We start from the raw sequence: 22,307 nt of genomic DNA, 5'->3' as shown, positions 1-22,307 counted from the left end.
CGCTGACCGGGGAGCACGGGCCGGGCGATCACTGGCCGGCGTGCGCCGTGCTGGGCCTGACGGAGGCCCCGCCGGACGCGGGGTGGCCCGAGCCGCCCGGCCGGCGGCGCGGGCCCCTAGCGCAGCTTGGGGTCCAGGGCGTCGCGGACGACGTCGCCCAGGAGCAGGAAGCTGAGCACCGTCGCGGTGAGGAACAGCGACGGGAAGACGAGCAGGTGGGGGTATTCGGCGAAGTAGGCCTGGGCGACGTTGAGCTGCAGGCCCCAGGAGACCTCGGGATACTGCAGGCCGACGCCCAGGTAGTCGAGGGTGGCCTCGCCGGCGATGACGTTGCCCACGTTGAGCATGGCCACCACGAAGACCGGGGCGACCGCGTTGGGCAGGATGTGCTTGAACATGATCCGCCCGTCGCCCGCCCCGAGCATCCGGGCGGCGGCCACGAAGTCCATGTCGCGGACCGCGATCACCTGGGCGCGCATGAGACGGGTCATCGTGGTCCAGCCCAGCACGACCAGCACCAGGGTCATCGCCCAGACGCCGTGGTCGGGGAAGGCGATCAGGATCACGGTCGCCCCCAGGACGAACGGGATGCCGAAGAACACGTCCGTGAGGCGGGAGATGAACGCGTCTATCCAGCCGCCGTAGTAGCCGGCGAGCAGGCCGAGCACGACCGAGATGAGCAGGGCGAAGACCGTCACCGCGAGGCCGATCAGGACGGAGGCCCGGGTGCCGTGCACGATCTGCGACCAGTATTCGCAGCCCTGCAGGTCGTAGCCGAACACCGCGCCGCCCGGGCCCTGCTTCGACATCCGCAGGTTGCAGCCCTGGTTGGGGCCGAGGCCGGTGAACAGGCCGGGGAAGAGGGCCATCGCGACGGCGACCACGAGGATCACCATCGAGAACCAGAAGATCACCCGGTGGCGCAGCTCCAGCCAGGCGTCGTACCAGAGGGAGCCGGGCCGGCTCTTGACGGTCTCGGCCTCTGCGACCTGCATCTCAACCACGGCGGATCCTCGGGTCCAGCACGCCGTACAGGAGGTCGACGAGCAGGTTGACCAGGATGAAGATCATCACGAGCACGGTGACGATGCCCACGACGACGGGGCCCTCCTGGAGCTGGATGGACTGGAAGACCTGCTGGCCGATGCCCGGCAGGTTGAAGATGCCCTCGGTGACCACCGCGCCGGCCATCAGGTTGCCGAAGTCCACTCCGAGGAAGGTGACCACCGGGATCAGCGAGTTGCGCAGCGCGTGCCTGCCGATCACCCGCCTGCGGCGCAGCCCCTTGGCGCGGGCCGTGCGGACGTAGTCGGCCCGCATGTTCTCGATCAGGCTGGTACGGGTCAGCCGCGCCACGTAGGCCAGGCCGAAGGAGCCCAGCACCATGCCGGGCAGCAGGTAGCTGACCGGCCATCCCTCGTCCACGCCCGCGGTCGGGAACAGCGCGAGGTTCAGGCCCAGCATGATCTGCGCGGTGTAGCCGACGACGAAGACCGGGACCGCGATGACGAAGGTGGTCCCGGCCAGCACCGCGGTGTCGGCGATCCCGCCGCGGCGCAGCCCGGCGATCACGCCGAGGCCGATGCCGACCACCAGCTCGAAGATCCAGGCGGTGACGGCGAGCTGGGCGGTCACCGCCCAGCGTCCCTGGAGCAGCTCGCTGACCGGCTGCCCGGTGAAGGTCTCCCCCAGGTCGCCCTGGACGGCGTTCAGCATGTAGATGCCGTACTGGACGATCAGCGGGTCGTTGAGGTGGTAGCGCTCCCGGAGCGTGTGGAGGACCTCGTCGGGCAGGGGCTTGTCCCCCGCCAGCGCCACGATCGGGTCGCCCGGCAGGGCGAAGACCATCGCGTAGATCAGGAACGTGGTGACGAAGAAGACCGGGACGGCCTGGAGCAGCCGCTGGACCGCGTATTTCACGTCCCCGCCTCACGGGGAGACCCCGGGGCGGCGCGCCCCGGGGTCACGTGTGCCTCGTTGATCAACTACTTCACCGTGATCGTGTCGAGGTTCGGGCTGTAGGCGTCGATCCGGACGTCACTGATCTTGTCGGAGTATCCGGCCTGGTCCTGCCAGTTCCACAGCGGGGCCATCGGCATCTCGCTGAGCGCCAGGTCCTCGGCCTTCTGGTAGAGCGGGATGCTGGCCTCCATGCTGGCGGCGGAGTTGGCCTGGTCGAGCAGGTCGTTGAACTCCTTGCTCTCCCAGCCCATCCGGTTGCCCGTGCCCCACATCGGCTGCAGGTAGTTCTGCGGGCTCGGGTAGTCCATCACCCAGTTGTTGCGGTACGGCCCGTCCTGCTTGTGCGCGCGGAGCGTGGACAGGTAGTCGGCCGCCGGGATCTTGCGGAACTGGATGTCGGCGATCCCGAGGTTGTCCTTGAGCTGGTTGGCCACCGCGGTCATCCACTGCTCGTAGCTGGGGTCGGCGTTGGAGAAGTAGAGGTTCATCGTGCCGCTGAACCCGCCGGCCTTGTCGAACAGCGCCTTGGCCTTCGCCTTGTCGAAGACGCACGGCTCGCCGCAGGCGTTCTCCCGGTAGCCCGGCACCAGGGGCGCCACCAGCGAGCCCATCGGCTTGAAGGCGCCGTTGAAGACCGCGTCCACGATCGCCTGGCGGTCGATGGCCATCGAGACGGCCTTGCGCAGGTCGGCGCTCTGGAAGCGCTTGTCGTAGACCGGGAAGCCCAGGTAGTCCATGGTCCCGCTCGGCGTGGGCACGAACCGGTCGCCGAGCAGCCGCTTGGCCTCCGACGTGCTCGCCGGCGGGATCGTCTGGATCAGGTCCACCTTGCCGGCCCGCAGGTCCACGTAGGCGGTGTCACGGCTCTCGTAGATCTTGAAGTTGACCGCGGCGGACTTGGCGGGACGGGGCCCGGCGTAGCCGTCGAACTTCTTCACCCTGATCTTCTGGTTGTGCACCCACTCGCCGTCCAGCGCGAAGGGGCCGTTGCCGATCGGCTTGGCGTCGTAGGCCTTGAGGTCGGCGAAGGCGGCCTTGGGCATCGGGGCGAAGCCGGTGTAGGCCAGCGTGATCGGGAACTGGCTGAACGGCGCGGTCAGCGTCACCTCAAGGGTGGTGGCGTCCACGACCTTCAGCCCGCTCAGCTTGTCGGTCGTGGGCTTGGGCGCCTCCTCCGACCCCTCGGGGGTCTCGGGGTTCAGCTTGTCGTAGCCCTCGATGTTCTCGAAGTAGTAGTTGTTGGTCCACGCGTTGGGACCGTAGGCCGCGGCGTTCCACGCGTCGGCGAAGCTCTCGGCGGTCACCGGCTCGCCGTTGTGGAACTTCTGCCCCGGCTTGAGCTTGATCGTCCAGACCTTCTGGTCCTCGCTGGTCACCGACTCGGCGGCCCGCATCTGCGGCTGCCCCTTGGCGTCGATGAACACCGGCAGGTCGAACAGCGCCTGCAGCACGGTGATCGAGTAGCTGCTGGAGGTGTTGCCGGGGGTGAGGTGGTCCGGCTCCGTCAGCCCGACGGAGAACTCCTTCGCGCCCTGCTGCCCACCGGCGCCCGGGGCCGGGGATCCGCCGCACGCGCTCACCGCGAGCATCGTCGCCAGGAGGAGGGCGGAGCCCCGCGTCCTCGTCAAGACCGTCACTGTGTTCCTCCAGGGGGTGTTGCGGGAGAGGGTAAAGACGGTTGCAAGGCGAGGCATCGGATAATTTACGTATTCCCTATCCCGGTCGGCTTGGGGCACCCTGTGCACGGAGGAGACCATGGACCAGATCACCCTGAGCCCGCGCCACCTCCATGCGTTCACCGAGGTGGGCTTCCAGGTCGCCGGGCGCGGTGGCGCCTGCGCCGCGATGCGCGCCCTGCGCGAGGTCATCGCGCTGGAGGCCTACGAGTTCGTCGCCTACGACCCGGCCACCGGGCGGCACCGCAGCCTGGTCTCCGACGGCTACGCGCGGGTGGACGGCGACGCCGCCGAGGAGTATGTCCGGCTCGACCCCTACCGCCGGGCCATGGACTCCCGGGTGCCGCTGACCATGGGCGCCCCGGGGACCGAGCGCTACTTCCGCCGCCATCTGGAGCCGTACGGCTGGCGGGCCGGGCTGACCACCCCGCTGTTCCTGGCCGAGGGCCGCTACACCGGCCTGCTCCATCTGAACGCCCGCGACCCCGAGGCGTTCTCCGCCGAGACCAGCACGCTGATCAGCGCCGTCTCCCCCACCCTGGCGCACGTCACCGACCTGAGCCGTTGCGTGATCGACCCCGTCGGCCTGCCGCCGGGCTTCCACGCGGCGGCCTTCGACCGCAGCGGCACCCGCAGGGACGTCGCCGGCGCCCCGGCCTCGGAGGCCGTCGCCGCCGAGCCGGCCATGGCGGAGCTGGCCAGGGAGTTCATCGACTCCCGCGAGCTCAACCGGCGCGGGCTCTGGCTCGACGGGACCGGGCGGTGGCGGGAGGTGCGGCTGCTGCGCGCCGGGGTCGGGCCGCACGGCGCCATCCAGGGCGCGGTGGTCGCCGAGCGCGCGTGCGCCCTGCCGTACGAGCTGACGGGCCGGGAGATCGAGGTGATCACGCGGGTCGCGCTCGGCGACTCCAACCCGCAGATCGCCGCGGCCCTGGTGCTGAGCGTCCGCACCGTCACCACCCACCTGGAGCACATCTTCGCCAAGCTCGGCTGCGAGAGCCGGACCCGGCTGACCACCAAGGCCCTCGCCGAGGGCCTGTGCCGGCTGCTGGTCTGACCCCGGGACGCGGGCCGCGCGGGCCGTCCCCCGGGACGGGGACGCCCCGTGCCGCGGGCCCGGGGCACCCCGGACCGCGGACTCCCGTGCCGGCCGCCCCGGGCGGCGGGTGCCCCGGGCGGGGGCCGGTCCTCATCGGGCGCCGGCCAGCCGGCCCGCCGGCACCGCGGCCGTCTCCAGCACGAGCTCGAACCAGACCATGTTGGTCCCCGCCTCCCGGACCAGGCCCCAGCGGTGCGACAGCGCCTCCAGCAGGGGCAGGCCCCGGCCGCCGGTGGCGTCGGCCGGGGCGTGACACCCGCAGGGGGCGTTCGGCGAGCCCTCGTCCTGGATGCGGACCCGCACCGCCTCCGGCGAGCAGGCGACGGTGACGGTGAAGGCCCCGCCGTCCCCCGATCGGGAGTGGAGCACCGCGTTGGTGGCGATCTCACTGGTCAGCAGCACGCAGTCGTCGTGGAGCGGATGGTCCCGGCCCAAGGTCGTCGAAACCAGCCGCCGGGCCCGTACCACCTGGTCGGCAGAGCCCGCCAGGCGGAGGATCCATTCGCTGCCGTCATGCTCCCACGAGTCCATCCGGCCCCCTCCGATGCTGTCCACGCCTCTGGAGGACGCGGGGCTCGGGAAGGTAGATGTCTCACAAAAGTATGAATGGGATCACTTACCGGATAGGCAGGTCGGACTTGCCGGCCGGGCCTGGACCTGCGTGCCCGCACCTGCCGCCCCGTGCGGTCCCATCCGTCACAGCCGGTGCCAGCGCGCCTGGAAGAAACAGTAGGCCGCGAACAGCAGCAGGCCGATGGCGATGACGCCGAGGAGCCACGGCCCGGCGGGGGTGTCGGCCAGCGCGCGCAGCGTCGAGTCGACGCCCTTGGCCTTGTCGGGATCGTAGGTGAGCGCCGCCTGGATGACGAAGACCCCGGCGACCGCGGCGATCACGCCACGGGCGAGGTATCCGGCCATGCCGAGCTTCTCGGCGAGCTCGCGCGCCTTCGGGGGCATCTCGCCGGTGCGCAGGTCCTCCAGGAACCTCTTCTTCCAGCCCTTGTGGATCCAGTAGGCCCCCAGGGCGATCAGGCCCAGCCCGACGAGGCCGACGATGATCTGCCCGCCGGGCAGGTCCATCAGCTTGGCGGTGAGGTCCTTGGAGCTCTTGTCGGTCGAGCTGCCCGCGTCGCCCCGCAGCAGCAGGCTGAGCAGCGTCGCCACGATCAGCGCGTAGACCGCCGTGTGCGCCGCCGCCTCGACCCGCTTCTTGGTCTCGCCGCGGCCGATGACCGCCTCCGAGAACTGCCAGACGGTCAGCGCGGCGAAGCCGAGGACCATCAGCCAGAGCAGCACGGTGCCGAACGGCTGCTCGGCCACCATCTCGACCGCGCCGGTCTTGTCGGCCTCCTTGCCTCCGCTCCCGCCGCCGAAGGCGATCTGCAGGGCCAGGAACCCGATCAGCCCGTAGAGGACGCCGCGGCAGGCCAGTCCGAGCCGGGCCAGCCTGTCCAACGTCCGACTGTTCGCCGCTCTGCGCGCGGCGCCTTCCACCTGAGCGCTTCTCATAGCAATGCGCTCTTACCGGTTGAAGTGGAGGTAAACCTAGCCTTCCGGCATGGCGTCCAGGCGCCGCAGGATGACCCCCTCGCGCAGCGCCCACGGGCACACCTCCAGCTCCCCCACCCCGAACAGGTCCATCGTGGCGTCGGCGACGATCGCCCCGGCCGGCAGCTGCGGGGCCCGGCCGTCCGAGACCCCGGGCAACTCCGCCCGCTCCCGCACGTCCATCTTGGCCAGCCGGTCGGCCCACTCGGTCAGGTCGGCGTGCCTGAGCACCCGGCGGACGTCCGAGCCCTCCTGCGAGGGCGCCGCCCCGGCGATCCTGGCCAACTGCCTGAACGTCTTGGACGTCGCCACCGCGTGATCGGCCCGGCCGTACCGCGCCACCTCGCCCACCGTGCGGGCGATCTCGGCCCGCACGTGCCTGCGCAGCGCCCGCGCCTCGTCGGCCGGGGGCGGGTCGGCGGTGAACCAGTCACGGGTGAGCCGCCCGGCCCCCAGCGGCAGCGACACCGCCACGTCCGGCTGCTCGTCGATCCCCGAGGCGATCTCCAGCGACCCTCCGCCGATGTCCAGCACCAGCAGCCGCCCCGACGACCATCCGAACCACCGCCGCACGGCCAGGAACGTCAGCCTCGCCTCGTCCTGGCCGGACAGCACCTCGATGTCCGCCCCGGAGCCGGCCTTGATCCCTTCGAGCACCTCTTCACCGTTGACCGCCTCCCTGACCGCAGAGGTCGCGAAGGCCATGAGGTCCTCGACCCCCTTGTCCTCGGCGAGCCGCACGGCCTTCTCGACGAACTCCCGCAGCCGCGCGGCCCCCCGCTCGGAGAGCCGGTGGCCCTCCTCCATGTGCTCGGCGAGCCTCAACTCCTCCTTGTGGGAGTACGCGGGCAGCGGCCGAGCCCCCCGGTGGGCGTCCATCACCAGCAGATGCACCGTATTGGAACCAATGTCGAGAACACCCAGTCGCATGGGTCGAAGTTACTACCGTTCCCGAGCGCCCCCGCCCGCCGTCCGGCGGGAGCCGTCCGCCCGCCCGCCCGCCGTTTTCGTCATGCCGCCCCACGGCGCATGTCATGGACACGGGCCGCTCTTCCCGCGCCGACCTCGGCACGCCGGACCGGCCCGAGGTGGGATACGCCGAACGCCCTACGGGTACAAAATATCCGAAAACGGAAGAAAGGGGCGAATATGAGCAAACCGCGCGGACCGACCATCGGGCTCCTGGGCTCCTACGGTGGCCGCAACGTAGGGGACGAGGCCATCCTCACCAGCATTCTCGACAGCATCCGGAAAGGCCGTCCCGACGCCTTGACGGTGGTGTTCTCCCGGACTCCCGAGCACACCCGCGTCCACCATCGGGGGATCGAGGTGGTCGGCTGGGAGGGGATCAGCCGCGAACCGGCCTCCCAGATCGTGAGCCGCCTGGACGTACTGGTCCTCGGCGGCGGCGGCATCCTCTACGACACCGAGGCCCGCCGCTACCTGCGGCTCGCCCGGCTGGCCCACGAGCAGAACGTCCCGGTCTTCACCTACGCGCTGGGCGCCGGGCCGCTCACCGACCGCCTTGACTGCATGCTGGTGCGGGAGACGCTCAACGACAGCACCACGATCACCGTCCGCGACGAGGAGTCCCGGCTGGTGCTGGAGGAGGCCGGGGTGATGAGCGCGATCACGGTCACCGCCGACCCGGCGCTCCTGCTCGAACAGGAGGAGTTCGGCCACGACCTGCTCCGCGCCGAGGGGGTGCCCGAGCGGGTCCGGCTGGTCGGCATGAGCGTGCGCGAGCCCGGCCGCGCCGCCGAGCACCTGGACGTGCAGGGCTACCACGAGCTGCTCGCCCACGTGGGCGACTTCCTGGTCCGCCGGCTCGACGCCTACATCGTCTTCGTCCCGATGGAGCGGGACGACATACGGCACTCCCACGCGGTGCTGTCCCACATGAACGCCGCCGACCGCTGCCGCGTGCTGCACGGAAACTACCGGCCACGCCAGATCCTCGGCCTGATACGGCACCTGGACCTCGTGGTCGGCATGCGGCTGCACTTCCTGATCTTCGCCGCGCTGCAGGGGGTGCCGTTGCTGCCGCTGCCCTACGCCGGGAAGGTGTTCGACTTCGCCCAGCAGCTGGGAGCGCCGGCCCTCAGCGGCGTCGTCAGGGAGGCCGCCGGTCCGCTGCTGGCGGAGGTCGACAGGGTGTGGGACGAGCGGCCCGCGCACACCGAGCGGATCAACGCCCGCACCCCGGCCCTGCGCGCCCGCGCCGCCGCGACGGCCGAGCACCTGCTGGCACAGCTCGAACTCATCTCGCCGCGCACGTCCGTCTGGGACCGGAGCGCGTAGGGGGAAGGGGGGAACGGACAGGGGAGGCGGAGAACCGGAGGGAGCGCGGAGGACCGAGCGGAGGGAGCCTCCCGAGCCAGGACCGAGCGAACCGGGGAGCACCAGAGATGAGCCGGCCGCCACCGCAGCAGCCAAGGGGCGTCCCGCCGACGAAGGCGATGTGGGCGCCCCTGCGCCGCCGACTGTTCCGCGCGCTGTGGATCGCCCAGCTCGTGGCCAACACGGGCACGTGGATGCAGACCGTCGGCGCGCAGTGGCTCATGGGCGACCTGGGCGGCGACGCGCTGGACATCGCCCTGGTGCAGACCGCCACCGCGCTCCCGATCTTCCTGCTCGTCGTCCCGGCCGGGGCGCTGGGCGACATCCTCGACCGGCGCCGTCTGCTGCTGGTCAGCCAGGTGCTCACTTTCGCCGGCGCGGCCGCCCTCGCCGTGCTCACCGCCGCCGACGCCGTGACGCGGCCGCTCCTGCTCACCCTGACCGGCTTGATGGCCGTCGGGCAGGCCTTCGCCGTGCCCACCTTCCAGGCCATCCAGCCCGAGCTCGTCAGCCTGGACGAGATCCCGCAGGCCGCGCTGCTCAACGGCGCCAACGGCAACGTGGCACGGGCCATCGGGCCCGCGCTCGGCGGTGCGCTCATCTCCGTCGCGGGGCCGGAGGCGACGTTCGCCCTCAACGCGCTGTCCTTCCTCGGCGTCATGCTGGTGCTGTACGTCTGGAAGCGGCCACCCGACCACCGCCCCCTGGGCGCCGAGCACATCCGCGACGCGATCCGCGCGGGCGCGCGCTACGTCCGCAGCGCCCCGGAGTTCGCCGCGGTCCTGTGGTGCTCGGTGATGTTCACCTTCTGCGCCAGCGGGATGTGGGCCCTGCTGCCCGCCCTCGCCCGCGGCCCGCTCGGTCTCGGCGCCGGAGGTTACGGCGTGCTGCTGGCCGGGGTCGGCGCCGGCGCCGTCGCGGGCGCGTTCGCCCTCCCCGTGGCCCGCGGACGGATGGGGCCCAACACGGTCGTGGCCGGTTCGACGATCTGCTACGCCCTGGCGATGGCCGTCATCAGCACGGTCGAGGCCGTGCCGGTCGTCATCGCCGCCCTGGTGGCGGCCGGCCTGGCCTGGATCGCCGTCCTGTCGACGCTGAACGCCGCGGCCCAGCTCCTGCTGCCGGAGTGGGCGCGCGCGCGGTCGCTGGCCTACTACCAGCTGGTGTTCATGGGCGGGCAGGCGGTGGGGGCGCTGGTGTGGGGGCTGGTGGCCGAGAGCCTGTCCCTGCGGGCGGCCTTCCTGGTCCCGGCCGCCGTGCTGATCCTGAGCACGCCGATCGGCGTGCTGCGGGTGCCGCTGCCGACGGCGCGCTTCGACATGCGCCAGGTGCGCCACTATCCCGAGCCGCCCAGCGACATGGAGCACAACAGGGGACCGCTGCTGGTGGTGGTCGAATGGCACGTCGACCCGGCGAACGCCGAGGCGTTCCTGCAGGTGATGCAGCAGATCGGCCGGGCACGGCGGCGCACCGGGGCGACGATGTGGAGCCTCTTCGAGGACATGGAGGAGCCGACCCTCTACGTCGAGACCTTCACCATCCAGACCGCGCACGAGCATCTGCGCCAGCACGTCGAACGGGGCACGGCCAGGGACCAGGAGCTGGACCTGCAGGCACTGCGCCTGGTCATGGAGGGTACCTATCCGGAGGTGCGCCACCTGATCTGGGCCTACGCGCCCACGCCGGGTCAGGAGGCGAAGGAGCCGGAGCTCAGGTCGATCGTGTCGCTGCTGCGCCCCCGCTGACGGCGGCCGCGCCGGGGCGCGGGCAACCGTCCCGCAAGCGCCGGTCAAGCGGCCCCGCCGACAATCGGCCCGCCGATCGCCGCCGCCCGGCACCCCCGCCGGACGGCGCCGTCGATCGCCCGACGATCCCGAGAGGCGAGGATGATGAGAGCACTGGGCTGGGCCGGCGTGATCACCGGCACGGCGATGACACTGGCCGGCCTGTACGGCATGGCCGTCATCCCGACCACCGATCTCCGCCTGCCGGCCTGGGCGGTGCCGCTCTTCGTCGTCGGGCTCCTGTTGGAGATCGGCGCCGCGACGGTGCTGTTCCACGCCTACTTCGACCGGATGTGGGAGCGTTCCGTACAGGCCGTCCCCGGCGGGGGCTCCCCCGGCAGGCTCCTTTCCTCCATCGGCGTCCTGACCGGCGAGGACGGCCTGCTGACCGGCGGCCTGCCCGCCGAGGCGGACATCCTGGCGATGGCCGACACGGGCATGACCGTCAACGACTCCCCGGTCGCGCAGTTCCGGCTGGAGGTCCGGACGGGCACCGCCGAGCCGTACGTCGTCGACCATCGTCAGACACTGCCCGGGCTGCCGGCCGGCGCGGTGCTGCCGGGCCGCAGGGTGCCGGTCCGGGTCGACCCCGCGGACGCCCGGCGGCTCGCCATCGACTGGGCGGCGCTGTGAGCGCGGGCGACGGGACCGGATCTCCCCGTTCCCCGGGCCGTCGCCCTCCCCCGCTCTACGATGGTGCGATGCACGCGGAACTTCTGGCCGCGCTGGAGCCGGTCTGCCGGGACTTGCGCACGGGCTGCGCCGTACCCCCTGACATCCGTGAGGCCCACGCCGACCCGGGCCGCTGGGAGGGGCTGGCCTGCGCCTTGTTCTACGGCCCCGACGGCAGCGGGCAGGAGGTCTCCGTGGTGCTCGGCGAGGATCCGGCCGAGCAGGTGGCCCGGCTCGCGGACCAGGTGCAGGAGTGGGCGGTGGAGGCGTTGTGGGCGGCGGGCCTGCCCGCGGTGTGGCCGCACTGCCCGGCACACCCTGATTCGCACCCCCTGCTGGCCAGGGCGGAGCGCGGCCAGGCGGCGTGGTTCTGCCCGCACACCGGTGAGCTGGTCACCCCTGTCGGGCTGCTGCCCGCCCGCACGCCGCCGGAGGGACCGCGGCCCGCGGCGCCCGGACAACCATGATCTCCAAGAATCGGCGCATACTTACAGGGTAGGAAGCACCAGGATCGGGCCGACAGCTCCGCGATCTCACCGGAGCCCGACCGTCCCGCCCGGCGGGGCCGGCGTCGAGCACGCCCGGCTCGCGCGCTTCTCCATGACGGGGCACGGGCGGGAGCGCGGTGCCGAAGGAGGAGCAATGATCCATGACGGCACGTCCACCCCGGACCAGCCGGTGAGCGTTGAGGCCGGACGCCCCGCCGACGACTTCCCGATCGAGGACTCGGAGTGGCCGGCACCGCTCGCGCAGTCGCCCGACGCCCAGCCCGAGGGAGACCCCGACGCCGGCAGGCAGCACGACTGGCTGCCGCGCAGAGCGCAGTCGCCGGACGACATGGAGTGATCCCGGGGCGACGCGGCAGCGGACCGATCCGGGAGGAGTGACATGAGCGCGGTCCCCCAGATTGTGATCTTCGACGTCAACGAGACGCTCAGCGACATGGCGCCGATGCGTGCCCGCTTCGAGGAGGTGGGGGCGCCCGGGCATCTGATGCCCACCTGGTTCGCGGGCGTGCTGCGCGACGGGTTCGCGCTGACCGCGGCAGGCGGTTACGCCGAGTTCGCCCAGGTCGCCGCCGATGTGCTCAAGGAGCTGCTCGCCACCACGCCCGGCTGGCACGGCGACCCGGACGGCGCGGCCGCGCACGTGCTGGACGGGCTGGCCGGGCTGAAGGTGCATCCGGACGTCCCGGACGGGATGCGGATGCTCCGCGAGGCGGGGATACGGATGTTCACCATGACCAACGGCGCCGCGTCGACGACCGAAGGCCTACTGGCACGGGAGGGGCTCCTCGACCTGGTCGAGGAGCGGCTGGACGTGCACGGCCCCCGGGCGTGGAAACCCGCCGCGACCGCCTACCTGTACGCGGTCGGCCGCGCCGGAGTCCATCCCGACCAGGCTGTCCTGGTCGCCGTGCACCCGTGGGACATCGACGGCGCACAACGGGCCGGGCTCGTCGGGGCCTGGCTGGACCGGCACGGCACGCCGTACCCGGGCGCGATGTCCGCCCCGCACCTCAGCGCCCCGGACCTCGTCAGCCTGGCCGGGCGCTGGCAGAGCCCCTGACCGTCCGGGAGGCTCCGCCGGCGTCCCCGGCCGTGCCGTACGGCGGGCGGTCCGCCGGGGCGTCAGACGGGGCCGTACTCGGCGGCGCCGATGCCGCCGTCCGGTCCGATCTCCGCGCTGCCGCGACCCCGGGCTTTCGAAATCAGCGGCTACCAGCCGTCACCATTTCCGTTTCCGTTTCCGTTGCCGTTTCCGTTGTCCTCGCCGTTGCCATTCCCGTTGCCATTGTCCTCGCCGTTTCCGTTGCCGTTGTCCTCACCGTTGCCGTTGTCGTCCGTCCACTGCCCTCTCTCGTCGCACCCCTCGTGATTCCAGCCTTGTTCGTAGCCTATGTAGTAGCCGTACTCGAAGTCCGGCAGGCCCGAGTCCCCGTGGCCCTGCGGGTTGGGAGCGATGCAGCGATGGCCGTCCAGCTGGCCCTGAGTGATGCCCGGCTGGCAGCCGTGGCCCCTCGTCTCGCACGGGTCCTGCGGATCCGCCGGGGCTGCCACCTCTGGATCCGCTCGGAGCGGGGCGGCCAGGGCCTCCGCGGCGAAGCCCTGAGGGATCGCGAGGGAGGCGGCGAGTGCCGGCCCGACGATGAGTGAGTATTTACCAAACATGACTGCTCCTTTCCGGCAAATAACAGAGTATTTGCCTCGATCCGGAGAGGCATTCATGAGCGCAAGCGGGGGATACCCTGTTACATACGGCAAATAGCTATACAAGGTACAAACCATCTCAAATGCCATCAAAAGAGATCATCCTCCGGTTAGTCGGCGGCCCGAGTCGATGATCTGCTTATGGCGGAGAATTACCCCAAGGGATTTCCGGCTGATTTCCCACACGCCCACGTTCTTGTGGGTGAGCAGGCTCATACCACCGACCAGCGGGACCTGTGGTCCGCCGAGGCCACGACCGTGCTGTAGCTGGAGCCGTCGGCGCCGCCCTGGACCGAGAGCGTCTGGACGCGGGTCTGCCAGACGGTCGGCGCGGGCACCTTCAGGACGATCTGGTCGACACTCGTGGCGGTGCCGAGGTCGATCCGTGCCCACCGCGGGAAGCTGTTGTCGGTGCTCTCCCAGTAGGTGGACTGGTCGCCGTCGTTGGCCGCCGACACCTCGTGACCGGCTATGGAACTGCCGGCTTGGGCCGCTTCCCCGGCTCGGACAGCCGTTGGCGCCGAGAACGATCAGGACGGGTGCCGCGCGCCCCCTCGGCCGGATCCCGGGCGGTTCCGGACGGATCGAGCAGGGCCAGGCCGTGGCCCCCGCCCGCGGCGATGGCCTCATGGAGTGGTCATCGTGTTCTCTGTCGCGGTGAGCTCGCCCGTACCGATGTCGCCGTGAGGCCGCCGGTGCAGCGCCCAGATCACCAGGGCGGCGGTGGCGTAGCCGGCGCCGAGCACACTCGCGGCGGCCCACCCGGCGGCATCGTAGGCCCAGGTGGTGGTCACGGCGCCGAGACCGGAGCCGAGGGAGTAGAAGACCATGTAGGCGCCGATGGTGCCGCTGGCCCGGTCGGGGCGGGCCGCGGTGATGAGCTGCTGGCTGGTGACGTGCACGGCTTGCACGGCGAAGTCGAGCAGCACGATGCCCGCGCCCAGCGACCACAGCGAATGACCGGTCAGGGCGGTCAGCCCCCACGAGGCGATCAGAACGGCCAGGGACCATCCGGTCACGGAGCCGGAGCGACCGCGGTCGGCCCAGCGTCCTGCCCGCGCGGCACCGAGGGCTCCGGCCAGACCCGCGAGGCCGAACAGGCCGATCTGGGTGGTCGACAGCTGCCAGCGCTCGGCCGACAGCGGCAGCGCGATCCCGCTCCAGAGCGTGCCGAAGGAGGCGAACAGGAAGAACGCGATCAGCGCCCGCCCCCGGAACAGGCGGTCCGTCGCCGTCAGTCGCCCCACGGTGCCGATCGCCCGCGCATACCGCCGGGCGCCACCGCGGCGGCCGTCCCGGTCGCGCGGTGACCTCCGGGCGTCCGGGGGGAGCACGGCGAGGACGGCGGCCGCCAGCGCGAGGGAGAGGATCGTGAGGGTGAGATAAATACCGCGCCAGCCGGCGAGGTCGGCGAGGAGCCCCGCGAGCACCCGGCCGCCCAGGATGCCGATCACGACCCCGGAGGTGACGACGCCGATGTCACGCCCGCGCTCGGGTGCGGCGGAGGTGGCCGCGGCATAGGCCACGGCGATCTGCACGACCACGGCGAACACGCCCGCCACGGCCAGACCGATCAACGCCACCGCCGGCTGTTCGGTGACGGCCACCAGGCCGGTGCCGAGCGCGGCGAGGGTGAGATGGCAGGCCATGAGCCGGCGCCGGTCCAGCAGGTCGCCCAGCGGCACGAGCAGGATCAGGCCGGCCAGATATCCGAGCTGTCCGACGCCGACGACCCAGCCCAGCCCGCCCGCGCTCAGCCCGAGGTCGGTCCCCATCCGCTCCAGGACGGGCTGGGCCGCGTAGATGGTCGACACCGCCACCGCGCACACCACGGCCAGCAGCGTCCGGCGCCCGCGTCCCGATCCCCGATCCATCCCGACCTCCAATTGGTAGCAAAATGCAACTGATTGAAGGTAAGGCATAATAGTTTCAAATCGCAACTCTTTGGAGGTGGCGCATGACCGGCGAGCAACCCGCACCGACCCCTCCGGGCGGCCGGTGGACCGACTCCACCTGCCCGGTGGCACGCACGGTCGACCTGATCGGTGACCGGTGGACCCTGCTGATCATCCGCGATGCGATGGACGGCGCACGCGCGTTCACCGACTTCCAGGAACGCCTCGGCGTGGCGCGCAACATCCTCAGCGTCCGCCTGCGCCGCCTCGTCGAGCACGGCATTCTGGCCCGCCGGACGGCCCCCTCGGGCAAACGGCAGGAGTATGTCCTGACCGAGGCCGGACGGAATCTGTTCGCCACGGTCGTCGCCCTGCGCCAGTGGGGCGAACGCCACCTGTTCGCCCCTCACGAGCCGCACTCGGTGCTCGTCGACGAGCGCGGGGCGATCGTGCCCGAACTCCAGCCCCGCGACGCCGCCGGCACCGCGCTCACCGTCGAGTCGACCGGGGTCCGCAAGCCCGACGCGGCGGCGTCCCCCCGGACGTGACCCCAGCCGCCAGGCGGCAGGCGGTCGGCCCGCCGTTCCGGCGCCCGACGACGGAGCCCGGACCGCTGGCGTGCGGTCCGGGCTCCATCACGACGTAGATCCAGTTAACCGGTGTTCCGCCGTTCACCCTGGTCAGGGCGGCGGGGGCACCTTGCGGCCGACGAGGTCCGCGCCGTTCAGCGGTTGGTCCACAGGTGCCAGAGCCAATCGCCTTCGGAACAGGTGTAGTGATCCCAGTGGCCCCGGTCGATTCCGCCCTGACCGGCCGTCACGCAGTTGGAGTGGCTGGTGTACCAGTCACGGTAGACATCATCGCCGGCAGGCATCTGGCTGGTCGCGTCGACGGTCGCGGCCTGGACGGGGGCCGAGAGGGCCGGCGCGGCGAGCAGCGCGGCTGCCGTGAGTGCCGCAGCCCCGGCCTTCAGTGCTGTTTTGATCATGGTGTGTCTTTCTCTGGGGGAACAACTGCCATGGTCACACCAAGTGATTAAATCATCACCCTAAGTGCTTACGGAAGCCCTGGCCCGCCGTTCGACGGCTCCCGGCTGGGCGATCAGACGCCCTCGGAACGCTCGGACCCATGGTGCGCGGCGTCCGGTTGGCGCCGGAGGGTGTGCCGGCGATCCAGCCGGCGGCCACGCTCCGGCCGGCCCACCCCTGACGCCGGTCGGTCCAGCCCGCTCGGGCAGGTAGGGCATCCCGGGCACGGGACGGCTGTCCGGAAGGGTGCGCGGGCTCATCCGCTCCGCGGGACGGGACGGTGGACACGGATCATGCGGCCGGACCCGGTCGGATTCTGCACTTCTCCGAGGACCCGGAGATCACCCGGTCCGTGCCCCACGGTGCAGAACGTGCCCACAATGCAGAAAACCGTGCCCCGCAATGCAGAAAGGGTGTCTCCCTTGCGGGTGACACCCTTGCCGACCAGTGAGAACCTGGTCGGGACGACAGGATTTGAACCTGCGACCCCTTGACCCCCAGTCAAGTGCGCTACCAAGCTGCGCTACGTCCCGGTTGTCCTGCGCCCTCTCGGGCGGGACGTCATAACCTTAGCGCAGATCGGCTGGACGTGCGCACGCCAAGGCGTCCAGCCGGCGGATGTGATCACGCGAGAGACGGGGTGCAGGTGGGGCGCAGAGCGCTGATCGACCAGGACGAGCTGCGACGGCTCGTCCGGCAAGGGCTGTCCAACGCGGAGCTGGCCGCGCGGTTCGGAGTGAGCGAATCGGGAATCCTGCAGGCCAAGAGGGCCGCGGGGCTCTCCAAGCCGATGCTCGACCACTCCCGGGCGATCCCATGGAAGCTGGACCGCTCGCACAGCCAGTCGGGCCCGGCCACGAACCTGCGCAACCTGTCGTCCGTGGCCCAGGGACGCGCGATCCCCTCGGAGAAGCTCAACACCGCGCTGCGCTGGGCCGACCGGCTGGTGGCCGACGGCCTGGACGTCGCCTACGAGCCGGACCGGGGGTTCCACGAGATCCCGGCCGTCCCCGGGCGGTCGCTCGTCGAGACGGTCCTGGCCGCGGCCCGCAGGACGCTGGAGCCCGCGCGGGACCAGGACCCGGCCTGAACCCGCACGGTTCGAACCCGCACGGTTCGAACCCACGCCACCCGAACCGCACGCCCCGAACCCGCACGGCCTGAACCACGCGGCCTGAACCACACGGTTCGAACCCGCGCGGGCCAAACCTGCACGGGCCGAACCCGCGCGAGCCGAACCGCGCGGGCGCGCGTATCACCGCGACCGCCGGACCACTGGACCGCTGGACGGAAAGACCGCGCCGAAGCCGCCGGCCGTCCGGAAAAGCTCGACAAAACACCGGTTCAGAAAATTTTTGATGGCGGGCGCCGACATGGGCGGCCGGTTTCGAGGCTTGTCTCCGGGGCAGCGCACGGGGACAACCGCTTACACGACCGGAGGCAGCCATGTCCACTGTGATCTGGGTGGCCGTCATCGTGGTCGCGGTGGTGGCGATCATCGCAGTCGGCTATGCCGTACTGCAACAGCGACGCCGGCACCGACTCCGCGATCGATTCGGCCCCGAGTACGAACGCGCCCTGCGGGAGCGCGACACACGGCACGAGGCCGAGCAGGAGCTCATCGCCCGCGAGCAGCGTGTCAACTCCCTCGACATCCGGCCGCTCGACTCCGGGACACGTGACGCCTACGCCAAGAAGTGGATGGAGGTCCAGGAGCGGTTCGTGGACGCTCCGGGTTTCGCGGTGACCGAGGCCGATCACCTGGTGACCTCCGTGATGGCGGAGCGGGGCTATCCGACCGATGACTTCGAGCAGCGCCTGTCCGACCTTTCGGTGGCACACGGCCGCACTCTCGGCCACTACCGGCAGGCTCACGAGATCAGCAGCCGCGCCGCCCACAAGGAGGCCTCCACCGAGGAGCTCCGGCAGGCCATGGTCCACTACCGCGTCCTGTTCGAGGAGCTGCTCGCGGCCCCCGAGGGCGCGGTCAACGGCGGCCCCTCCGCGCGGCACACCGGTCCGCGCGCGGGAGAGACGACCAACGACGACGGGCGGACCGGCCGCCACGACCCCCGAGGACGGTGATCCCACATGAACGACCGGCAGCATGAAGACCGCCTGGTCTACAAGCACGATGACGACGATCTGAGCATCCCGCCCCAGCGCGCCGACGGGATGCCCGCCACCCAGGAACCGCGTCACAGCTCCCAGGAGCCGCGTCACGGCGGGGTGCTCCCGGAGCGCCGCGACGGCCTGGACGACGGCCGCCGCGGCGACCTGGACGACGACGACACGCCGACGGTGATCGCGGACAGGCCCGCGGGCCTTCCGGTGCCCGGTCAGGCGGCGGCCCACGCCGACCGGCCCGACCCGGCGGACACCGGGCACACCGGGCACACCACCGACGCCGCACACATCCCGGACGTCACGCACAGCGCCGACACCACCGGCGGCCCCCTCTTCGATCACGACTCCGAACAGGTACGGCGGCGCTGGCAGGAGGTCCAGGCCGGTTTCGTCGACGACCCGCGTGACTCGGTGGAACGCGCCGACTCCCTCGTCGGGGAGATCACGACCTCGCTGCGGACCGCGCTAGAGGCCCGGACCGCCGAGCTCCAGGGCCGCTGGAAGAACAACGACCACAACGACACCGAGCAGCTCCGTACCGCCCTGCGCGACTACCGGGCGACACTGGAGCAGCTCCTGACCCTGACCAGCGGGACGAGGTGACCCATGCTCGCAATCGCTGCCGCGGTCGTGTTCGGCCTCGGCCTTCTCCTTGATCTGATCAACACCAGGATCGGCGGCATCAGCGGCACGACCTTCCTGCTCCTCGGCCTGCTCCTGCTCGCGCTGCACCAGGCCGGAGTCGGTACGGCGGGCGTGCGGAGCGGGAATGGAGGAAGCTGGCGCCGCAGGCGCTGAGGACCCGTCTGAGAGCCCGCGGCCCGCGCCGATCGCCCCGGCGGAGCGGACGGGGACGCGGCCGGGACAGGAACGCGCGGAGGGGGCACCGTCCACACGGACGGCGTCCCCTCCGGCCGGAGCGGCCCGGACGGCCCCTTGAGGAGAGACACCGGAGGGCCCCCCTTCAGGAGAAGCCCCGGACGGGCCCTTCAGGAGAAGCCCCGGACGGGCCCTTGAGGAGAAGCCCCGGACGGGCCTTCAAGTAGGGCCCCTCGGAGAGGCCGGGACGGGTCAGCGGGACGCCGGGACGCCGGACTCGGTCCGGGCGGCGAGCTCGAACTCCTGGCGGGGACGGGTTATCGCGCCGAGCGAGACGGTCTCCCTGCGGAAGAACAGCCCCAGGGTCCAGTCGGTCATCACCCGGACCTTCTTGTTCACGGTGGGGACCCGCGACAGATGGTAGGTCCGGTGCATGAACCAGGCGGGCAGGCCGCGGATCTTGCGGCCGTAGATCTGGGCGACCCCCTGGTGCAGTCCCAGGCTGGCCACCGACCCGGCGTAGGCGTGCCGGTAGGGCCTGCGCTCCCTGCCCCGGAGCGTGGCCACCACGTTGTCGGCCAGCCGGCGGGCCTGCCGTACGGCGTTCTGGGCGTTGGGCGCGCACATCTCCCCCGGCCTGGTGAGGTCGGGCACGGCGGCGCAGTCCCCCGCGGTGAAGACGTCGGGGAAGCCCTCGACGGCCAGTTCCGCGGTCGCCTTCACCCGGCTCTTGTCGTCCAGCGGGAGCCCGCTGTGGTGCACGAGGGGGTTCGGCCTGACCCCGGCGGTCCACACCAGGGTGTCGGTGTCGAACTCGGTGCCGTCGTCGAGCACGATGTGCCCTTCCTCGGCGGAGCTCAGCCGGGTGTTGATGCGCACGTCGATCCCCCGCCCGCGGAGCTGCTCCAGCGTCCAGCGGCCCATCTCGGGGCCGACCTCGGGAAGGATGCGGTCGGTGGCCTCCACCAGGAACCAGCGCATGTCGCCGGGGTCCACCGTCGGGTAGTAGCGGCAGACGTCGCGGGCCATGTCCTCCAGCTCGGCCAGTGCCTCGACGCCGGCGAAGCCCGCGCCGACGAAGACGAAGGTCAGCGCCCTGGACCGGACGGCACTGTCGGTGGTGGACTCGGCCAGGTCGAGCTGGGCGAGCACGTGGTCGCGGAGGTGGATGGCCTCCTCGACGTTCTTGAAGCCGATGCCCCACTCGGCCAGGCCCGGGATGGGCAGGGTCCGGGAGATGGAGCCCGGCGCGAAGACCAGGATGTCGTAGGACAGGGTACGGCCGGGGCCCTCGTACAGGCGCAGGTCGGCGGTGTGGGCGACGGGGTCGATGCCGGCCACCCAGCCGTTGAGGATCTCGCACTTGTTCAGGACCCGGCGCAGGGACACGACGACGTGCCTGGCCTCGACGTTGCCTGCCGCCGCCTCCGGGAGGAACGGCTGGTAGGTCATGTATGAGTCGATGTTGATGACGGTGATGCGGGCCTCGCCGCGCCGGAGTTTGCGCTGGAGCCGCAGGGCGACGTACATGCCGACATAGCCGCCGCCGACGATCAATATCCGGACAGGTGCTGTCATAAACCGGCTTGTACCCAAAAAAGCAGATTCGGACCGATAAGGGTCTTATGTCGGAAAAAGCCGTTTCAGACTTTGAAGGACATCGTGATGAACGTCCCGGCCGCCCCGGTCTCGAACTTGATGTCGGAACTGATCATCCGGGCCACCCAGAGCCCCATGCCGCTGGTGGCATAGGGCGCGGGCGGCGTGTCGCCCGGGGGCCCGTCAGGGGACCACTGCCCCTCGTCGTGGATCTCCACGACGAGGGTGCGGCCGACGGTCCACATCCGCAGCACGGCCTTGGCCGTGGCATGGCCGTGGGTGACGGCGTTGGTGGCGACCTCGTTGACCGCCACGAGGAAGTCGGCCAGGCTCTCCTGCGACATCCCGCTCCGCATGGCCTGGACGGTGGCGAAGTCGCGCACGTCGGGCAGGTCGGGGAGGCAGAAGGCGATCTCCGCCACGGCGGCTCCGGCGGGGACGGGCCGGGAACGGGCGCCGCTCGCCAGGAAGCGAGCCGGACGAACACCGTCCTCGTTCACGCGAGATCCGCCTCCCCTGTCCCACCGCGCCATCTTCCCCGGCGCCTGGGGATCATTCAAACGCACCCTATGCCACTCCTGCCGTCGCCGACTGGGGTGCCCGGTGAGGGGCCGTGTATTCAGCATTCGGCGACGAGTTCCTCGCGGAGCTGGTCCAGGACCTTCCGCAGGATACGGGAGACGTGCATCTGGGAGATCCCGAACTCGGCGGCGATCTCCGCCTGGGTCATGTTGCCGAAGAACCGCAGCAGGAGGATGTTCTTCTCGCGCGTCGGCAGCTTGTCGATCAGCGGCTTGACCGCCTCGCGGTCCACCAGGACGCCCAGCGCGTCGTCCTCGTCGGGGATGACGTCGCCCAGCGCGGCCGCGTCGTCGTCTGCGCCGAGCGGCGCGTCGAGCGAGAGGGCGCTGTAGGCGGCCGAGGCGTCGAGGGTGAGCAGGACGTCCTCCTCGGAGATGTTCATCTTCGCGGCGAGCTCGGCGATCGTCGGCGACCGGCCCAGGTCCTGGCTGAGATCGGCGACCAGCCGGTTCAGCTCGGCCCTGCGCTCCTGGTAGACGCGGGGCACCCGGATGGCCCAGGTGCGGTCACGGAAGTGGCGCTTGACCTCACCGGTCATGGTGACCACGGCGTAGCCGCGGAAGGCGTGGCCGAGGGTGGGGTCGAATCCGTTGATGGCCTTCATCAACCCGACGTACGCGGCCTGGAGGAGGTCCTCCAAGGGCTCGCCCCGGTAGCGGTAGCGGCGGGCGATCTCCATGGCGAGTGGCCGGTGCATCTCGACGATCCGCTCGCGCAGACGCTCGGCGCGGTATTCGGAGACCTCGGGCAGAACCATCTCGGCGAGGAGTTCCTCGGCGGTCATGTCGGTGAGTTCGAGGGCCTGAACAGACATTGCTGCTCCTTGTATAACTGTCGGACGACACCGGCAGCTCGGAACAGCATCCGGGCAGACGGCATCGCCTCGACCACTTTTCGAGGCGAGGCCCTCTGCTGGACCTCGGTTCTAGTATTACCCCGATTCCGGGAGTATTGCTCGCTCTCAGG

General features: G+C 71.0%; 24 protein-coding genes, 1 tRNA gene and 1 pseudogene. 12 read left to right on the top strand and 14 right to left on the bottom strand.

Going from position 1 to position 22,307, the window contains the following annotated elements; translation table 11 throughout:
* Positions 1-116: 116 nt before the first annotated feature.
* The 3 genes from J2S55_RS06675 to J2S55_RS06665 all read right to left on the bottom strand — a co-directional run bounded on the left by J2S55_RS06675 (position 117) and on the right by J2S55_RS06665 (position 3,590).
* Positions 117-995, bottom strand: coding sequence for an ABC transporter permease (locus J2S55_RS06675; protein ID WP_306858573.1), 879 nt, complete (start codon positions 993-995; stop codon positions 117-119).
* Between the two features lies 1 nt (position 996).
* Positions 997-1,920: an ABC transporter permease gene (locus J2S55_RS06670; RefSeq protein WP_306858079.1), complete on the bottom strand. Its 924-nt coding sequence runs from the start codon at positions 1,918-1,920 to the stop codon at positions 997-999.
* Positions 1,921-1,985: 65 nt separating this feature from the next.
* Positions 1,986-3,590 carry a peptide ABC transporter substrate-binding protein gene (locus J2S55_RS06665; RefSeq protein ID WP_306858078.1) on the bottom strand — a complete coding sequence of 535 codons (1,605 nt, stop codon included), beginning with the start codon at positions 3,588-3,590 and terminating at the stop codon, positions 1,986-1,988.
* 127 nt (positions 3,591-3,717) lie between these two features.
* On the opposite strand from J2S55_RS06665, the gene J2S55_RS06660 reads away from it, so the two are divergent.
* The gene (locus J2S55_RS06660) at positions 3,718-4,695 is read left to right on the top strand and encodes a LuxR C-terminal-related transcriptional regulator (protein WP_306858077.1); all 978 of its coding nucleotides are present in this window, start codon (positions 3,718-3,720) and stop codon (positions 4,693-4,695) included.
* A 132-nt stretch (positions 4,696-4,827) separates the two neighbouring features.
* Here J2S55_RS06660 and J2S55_RS06655 read toward each other — a convergent pair whose 3' ends face one another.
* The 3 genes from J2S55_RS06655 to J2S55_RS06645 all read right to left on the bottom strand — a co-directional run bounded on the left by J2S55_RS06655 (position 4,828) and on the right by J2S55_RS06645 (position 7,215).
* On the bottom strand, positions 4,828-5,268 hold the full coding sequence (locus J2S55_RS06655) for an ATP-binding protein (RefSeq protein WP_306858076.1): 441 nt from the start codon (positions 5,266-5,268) through the stop codon (positions 4,828-4,830).
* Positions 5,269-5,433: 165 nt separating this feature from the next.
* Positions 5,434-6,192, bottom strand: a complete 759-nt coding sequence (locus tag J2S55_RS06650) for a DUF1206 domain-containing protein (protein ID WP_306858075.1) — start codon at positions 6,190-6,192, stop codon at positions 5,434-5,436.
* 90 nt (positions 6,193-6,282) lie between these two features.
* Positions 6,283-7,215 (bottom strand): Ppx/GppA family phosphatase, encoded by a 933-nt coding sequence (locus J2S55_RS06645; protein ID WP_306858074.1) that lies wholly within the window; start codon positions 7,213-7,215, stop codon positions 6,283-6,285.
* A gap of 219 nt (positions 7,216-7,434) precedes the next feature.
* Between J2S55_RS06645 and J2S55_RS06640 the strand changes: the two genes are divergently transcribed.
* The 6 genes from J2S55_RS06640 (at position 7,435) to J2S55_RS06615 (ending at position 12,650) form a co-directional block, all read left to right on the top strand.
* Entirely contained in the window at positions 7,435-8,586 is a 1,152-nt protein-coding gene (locus J2S55_RS06640) for a polysaccharide pyruvyl transferase family protein (protein ID WP_306858072.1), read from the top strand.
* Between the two features lie 107 nt (positions 8,587-8,693).
* On the top strand, positions 8,694-10,370 hold the full coding sequence (locus J2S55_RS06635) for an MFS transporter (protein WP_306858071.1): 1,677 nt from the start codon (positions 8,694-8,696) through the stop codon (positions 10,368-10,370).
* Between the two features lie 141 nt (positions 10,371-10,511).
* Positions 10,512-11,042 (top strand): hypothetical protein, encoded by a 531-nt coding sequence (locus tag J2S55_RS06630; RefSeq protein ID WP_306858070.1) that lies wholly within the window; start codon positions 10,512-10,514, stop codon positions 11,040-11,042.
* 68 nt (positions 11,043-11,110) lie between these two features.
* Positions 11,111-11,548, top strand: a complete 438-nt coding sequence (locus J2S55_RS06625; RefSeq protein WP_306858069.1) for a hypothetical protein — start codon at positions 11,111-11,113, stop codon at positions 11,546-11,548.
* A 175-nt stretch (positions 11,549-11,723) separates the two neighbouring features.
* Complete coding sequence (locus tag J2S55_RS06620) at positions 11,724-11,927, top strand: hypothetical protein (RefSeq protein ID WP_306858068.1); 204 nt, start codon at positions 11,724-11,726, stop codon at positions 11,925-11,927.
* Between the two features lie 42 nt (positions 11,928-11,969).
* A complete protein-coding gene (locus J2S55_RS06615) occupies positions 11,970-12,650 on the top strand; it encodes a haloacid dehalogenase type II (protein WP_306858067.1) in 681 nt (226 codons plus the stop codon).
* Between the two features lie 149 nt (positions 12,651-12,799).
* Here the strand turns inward: J2S55_RS06615 and J2S55_RS06610 are convergent, their stop codons facing one another.
* The 3 genes and pseudogenes from J2S55_RS06610 to J2S55_RS06600 form a co-directional block, all read right to left on the bottom strand.
* On the bottom strand, positions 12,800-13,252 hold the full coding sequence (locus J2S55_RS06610) for a hypothetical protein (RefSeq protein ID WP_306858066.1): 453 nt from the start codon (positions 13,250-13,252) through the stop codon (positions 12,800-12,802).
* A gap of 251 nt (positions 13,253-13,503) precedes the next feature.
* A pseudogene (locus tag J2S55_RS06605) lies at positions 13,504-13,767 on the bottom strand (discoidin domain-containing protein); the annotation flags it as partial.
* Positions 13,768-13,917: 150 nt separating this feature from the next.
* The gene (locus J2S55_RS06600) at positions 13,918-15,165 is read right to left on the bottom strand and encodes an MFS transporter (RefSeq protein WP_306858065.1); all 1,248 of its coding nucleotides are present in this window, start codon (positions 15,163-15,165) and stop codon (positions 13,918-13,920) included.
* A gap of 83 nt (positions 15,166-15,248) precedes the next feature.
* Between J2S55_RS06600 and J2S55_RS06595 the strand changes: the two genes are divergently transcribed.
* Entirely contained in the window at positions 15,249-15,734 is a 486-nt protein-coding gene (locus J2S55_RS06595; RefSeq protein WP_306858064.1) for a winged helix-turn-helix transcriptional regulator, read from the top strand.
* Positions 15,735-15,910: 176 nt separating this feature from the next.
* Here the strand turns inward: J2S55_RS06595 and J2S55_RS06590 are convergent, their stop codons facing one another.
* Together J2S55_RS06590 and J2S55_RS06585 are read right to left on the bottom strand one after the other, a co-directional pair.
* Positions 15,911-16,174, bottom strand: coding sequence for a hypothetical protein (locus J2S55_RS06590; RefSeq protein WP_306858063.1), 264 nt, complete (start codon positions 16,172-16,174; stop codon positions 15,911-15,913).
* Positions 16,175-16,670: 496 nt separating this feature from the next.
* Positions 16,671-16,747, bottom strand: a tRNA-Pro gene (locus tag J2S55_RS06585).
* Positions 16,748-16,860: 113 nt separating this feature from the next.
* Here J2S55_RS06585 and J2S55_RS06580 point away from each other — a divergent pair.
* The 4 genes from J2S55_RS06580 to J2S55_RS06565 all read left to right on the top strand — a co-directional run bounded on the left by J2S55_RS06580 (position 16,861) and on the right by J2S55_RS06565 (position 19,139).
* Positions 16,861-17,304 carry a hypothetical protein gene (locus tag J2S55_RS06580; protein WP_306858061.1) on the top strand — a complete coding sequence of 148 codons (444 nt, stop codon included), beginning with the start codon at positions 16,861-16,863 and terminating at the stop codon, positions 17,302-17,304.
* 356 nt (positions 17,305-17,660) lie between these two features.
* Positions 17,661-18,299, top strand: a complete 639-nt coding sequence (locus J2S55_RS06575) for a hypothetical protein (protein ID WP_306858059.1) — start codon at positions 17,661-17,663, stop codon at positions 18,297-18,299.
* 6 nt (positions 18,300-18,305) lie between these two features.
* Positions 18,306-18,944: a hypothetical protein gene (locus tag J2S55_RS06570; protein WP_306858058.1), complete on the top strand. Its 639-nt coding sequence runs from the start codon at positions 18,306-18,308 to the stop codon at positions 18,942-18,944.
* Between the two features lie 3 nt (positions 18,945-18,947).
* Positions 18,948-19,139 carry a hypothetical protein gene (locus J2S55_RS06565; RefSeq protein WP_306858056.1) on the top strand — a complete coding sequence of 64 codons (192 nt, stop codon included), beginning with the start codon at positions 18,948-18,950 and terminating at the stop codon, positions 19,137-19,139.
* Between the two features lie 273 nt (positions 19,140-19,412).
* Here the strand turns inward: J2S55_RS06565 and J2S55_RS06560 are convergent, their stop codons facing one another.
* The 3 genes from J2S55_RS06560 to J2S55_RS06550 form a co-directional block, all read right to left on the bottom strand.
* Positions 19,413-20,738, bottom strand: a complete 1,326-nt coding sequence (locus tag J2S55_RS06560; protein WP_306858054.1) for an NAD(P)/FAD-dependent oxidoreductase — start codon at positions 20,736-20,738, stop codon at positions 19,413-19,415.
* A gap of 65 nt (positions 20,739-20,803) precedes the next feature.
* The gene (locus J2S55_RS06555) at positions 20,804-21,259 is read right to left on the bottom strand and encodes an ATP-binding protein (protein ID WP_306858052.1); all 456 of its coding nucleotides are present in this window, start codon (positions 21,257-21,259) and stop codon (positions 20,804-20,806) included.
* A 119-nt stretch (positions 21,260-21,378) separates the two neighbouring features.
* Complete coding sequence (locus J2S55_RS06550) at positions 21,379-22,155, bottom strand: SigB/SigF/SigG family RNA polymerase sigma factor (RefSeq protein ID WP_306858050.1); 777 nt, start codon at positions 22,153-22,155, stop codon at positions 21,379-21,381.
* Positions 22,156-22,307: the final 152 nt, after the last annotated feature.

This window comes from Streptosporangium brasiliense (assembly GCF_030811595.1).
In the GTDB taxonomy this organism is placed as follows: Bacteria; Actinomycetota; Actinomycetes; order Streptosporangiales; family Streptosporangiaceae; genus Streptosporangium; species Streptosporangium brasiliense.
The sequence above is the reverse complement of the archived record's forward strand: the minus strand, read 5'-3'. Positions and strand labels throughout refer to the sequence as shown.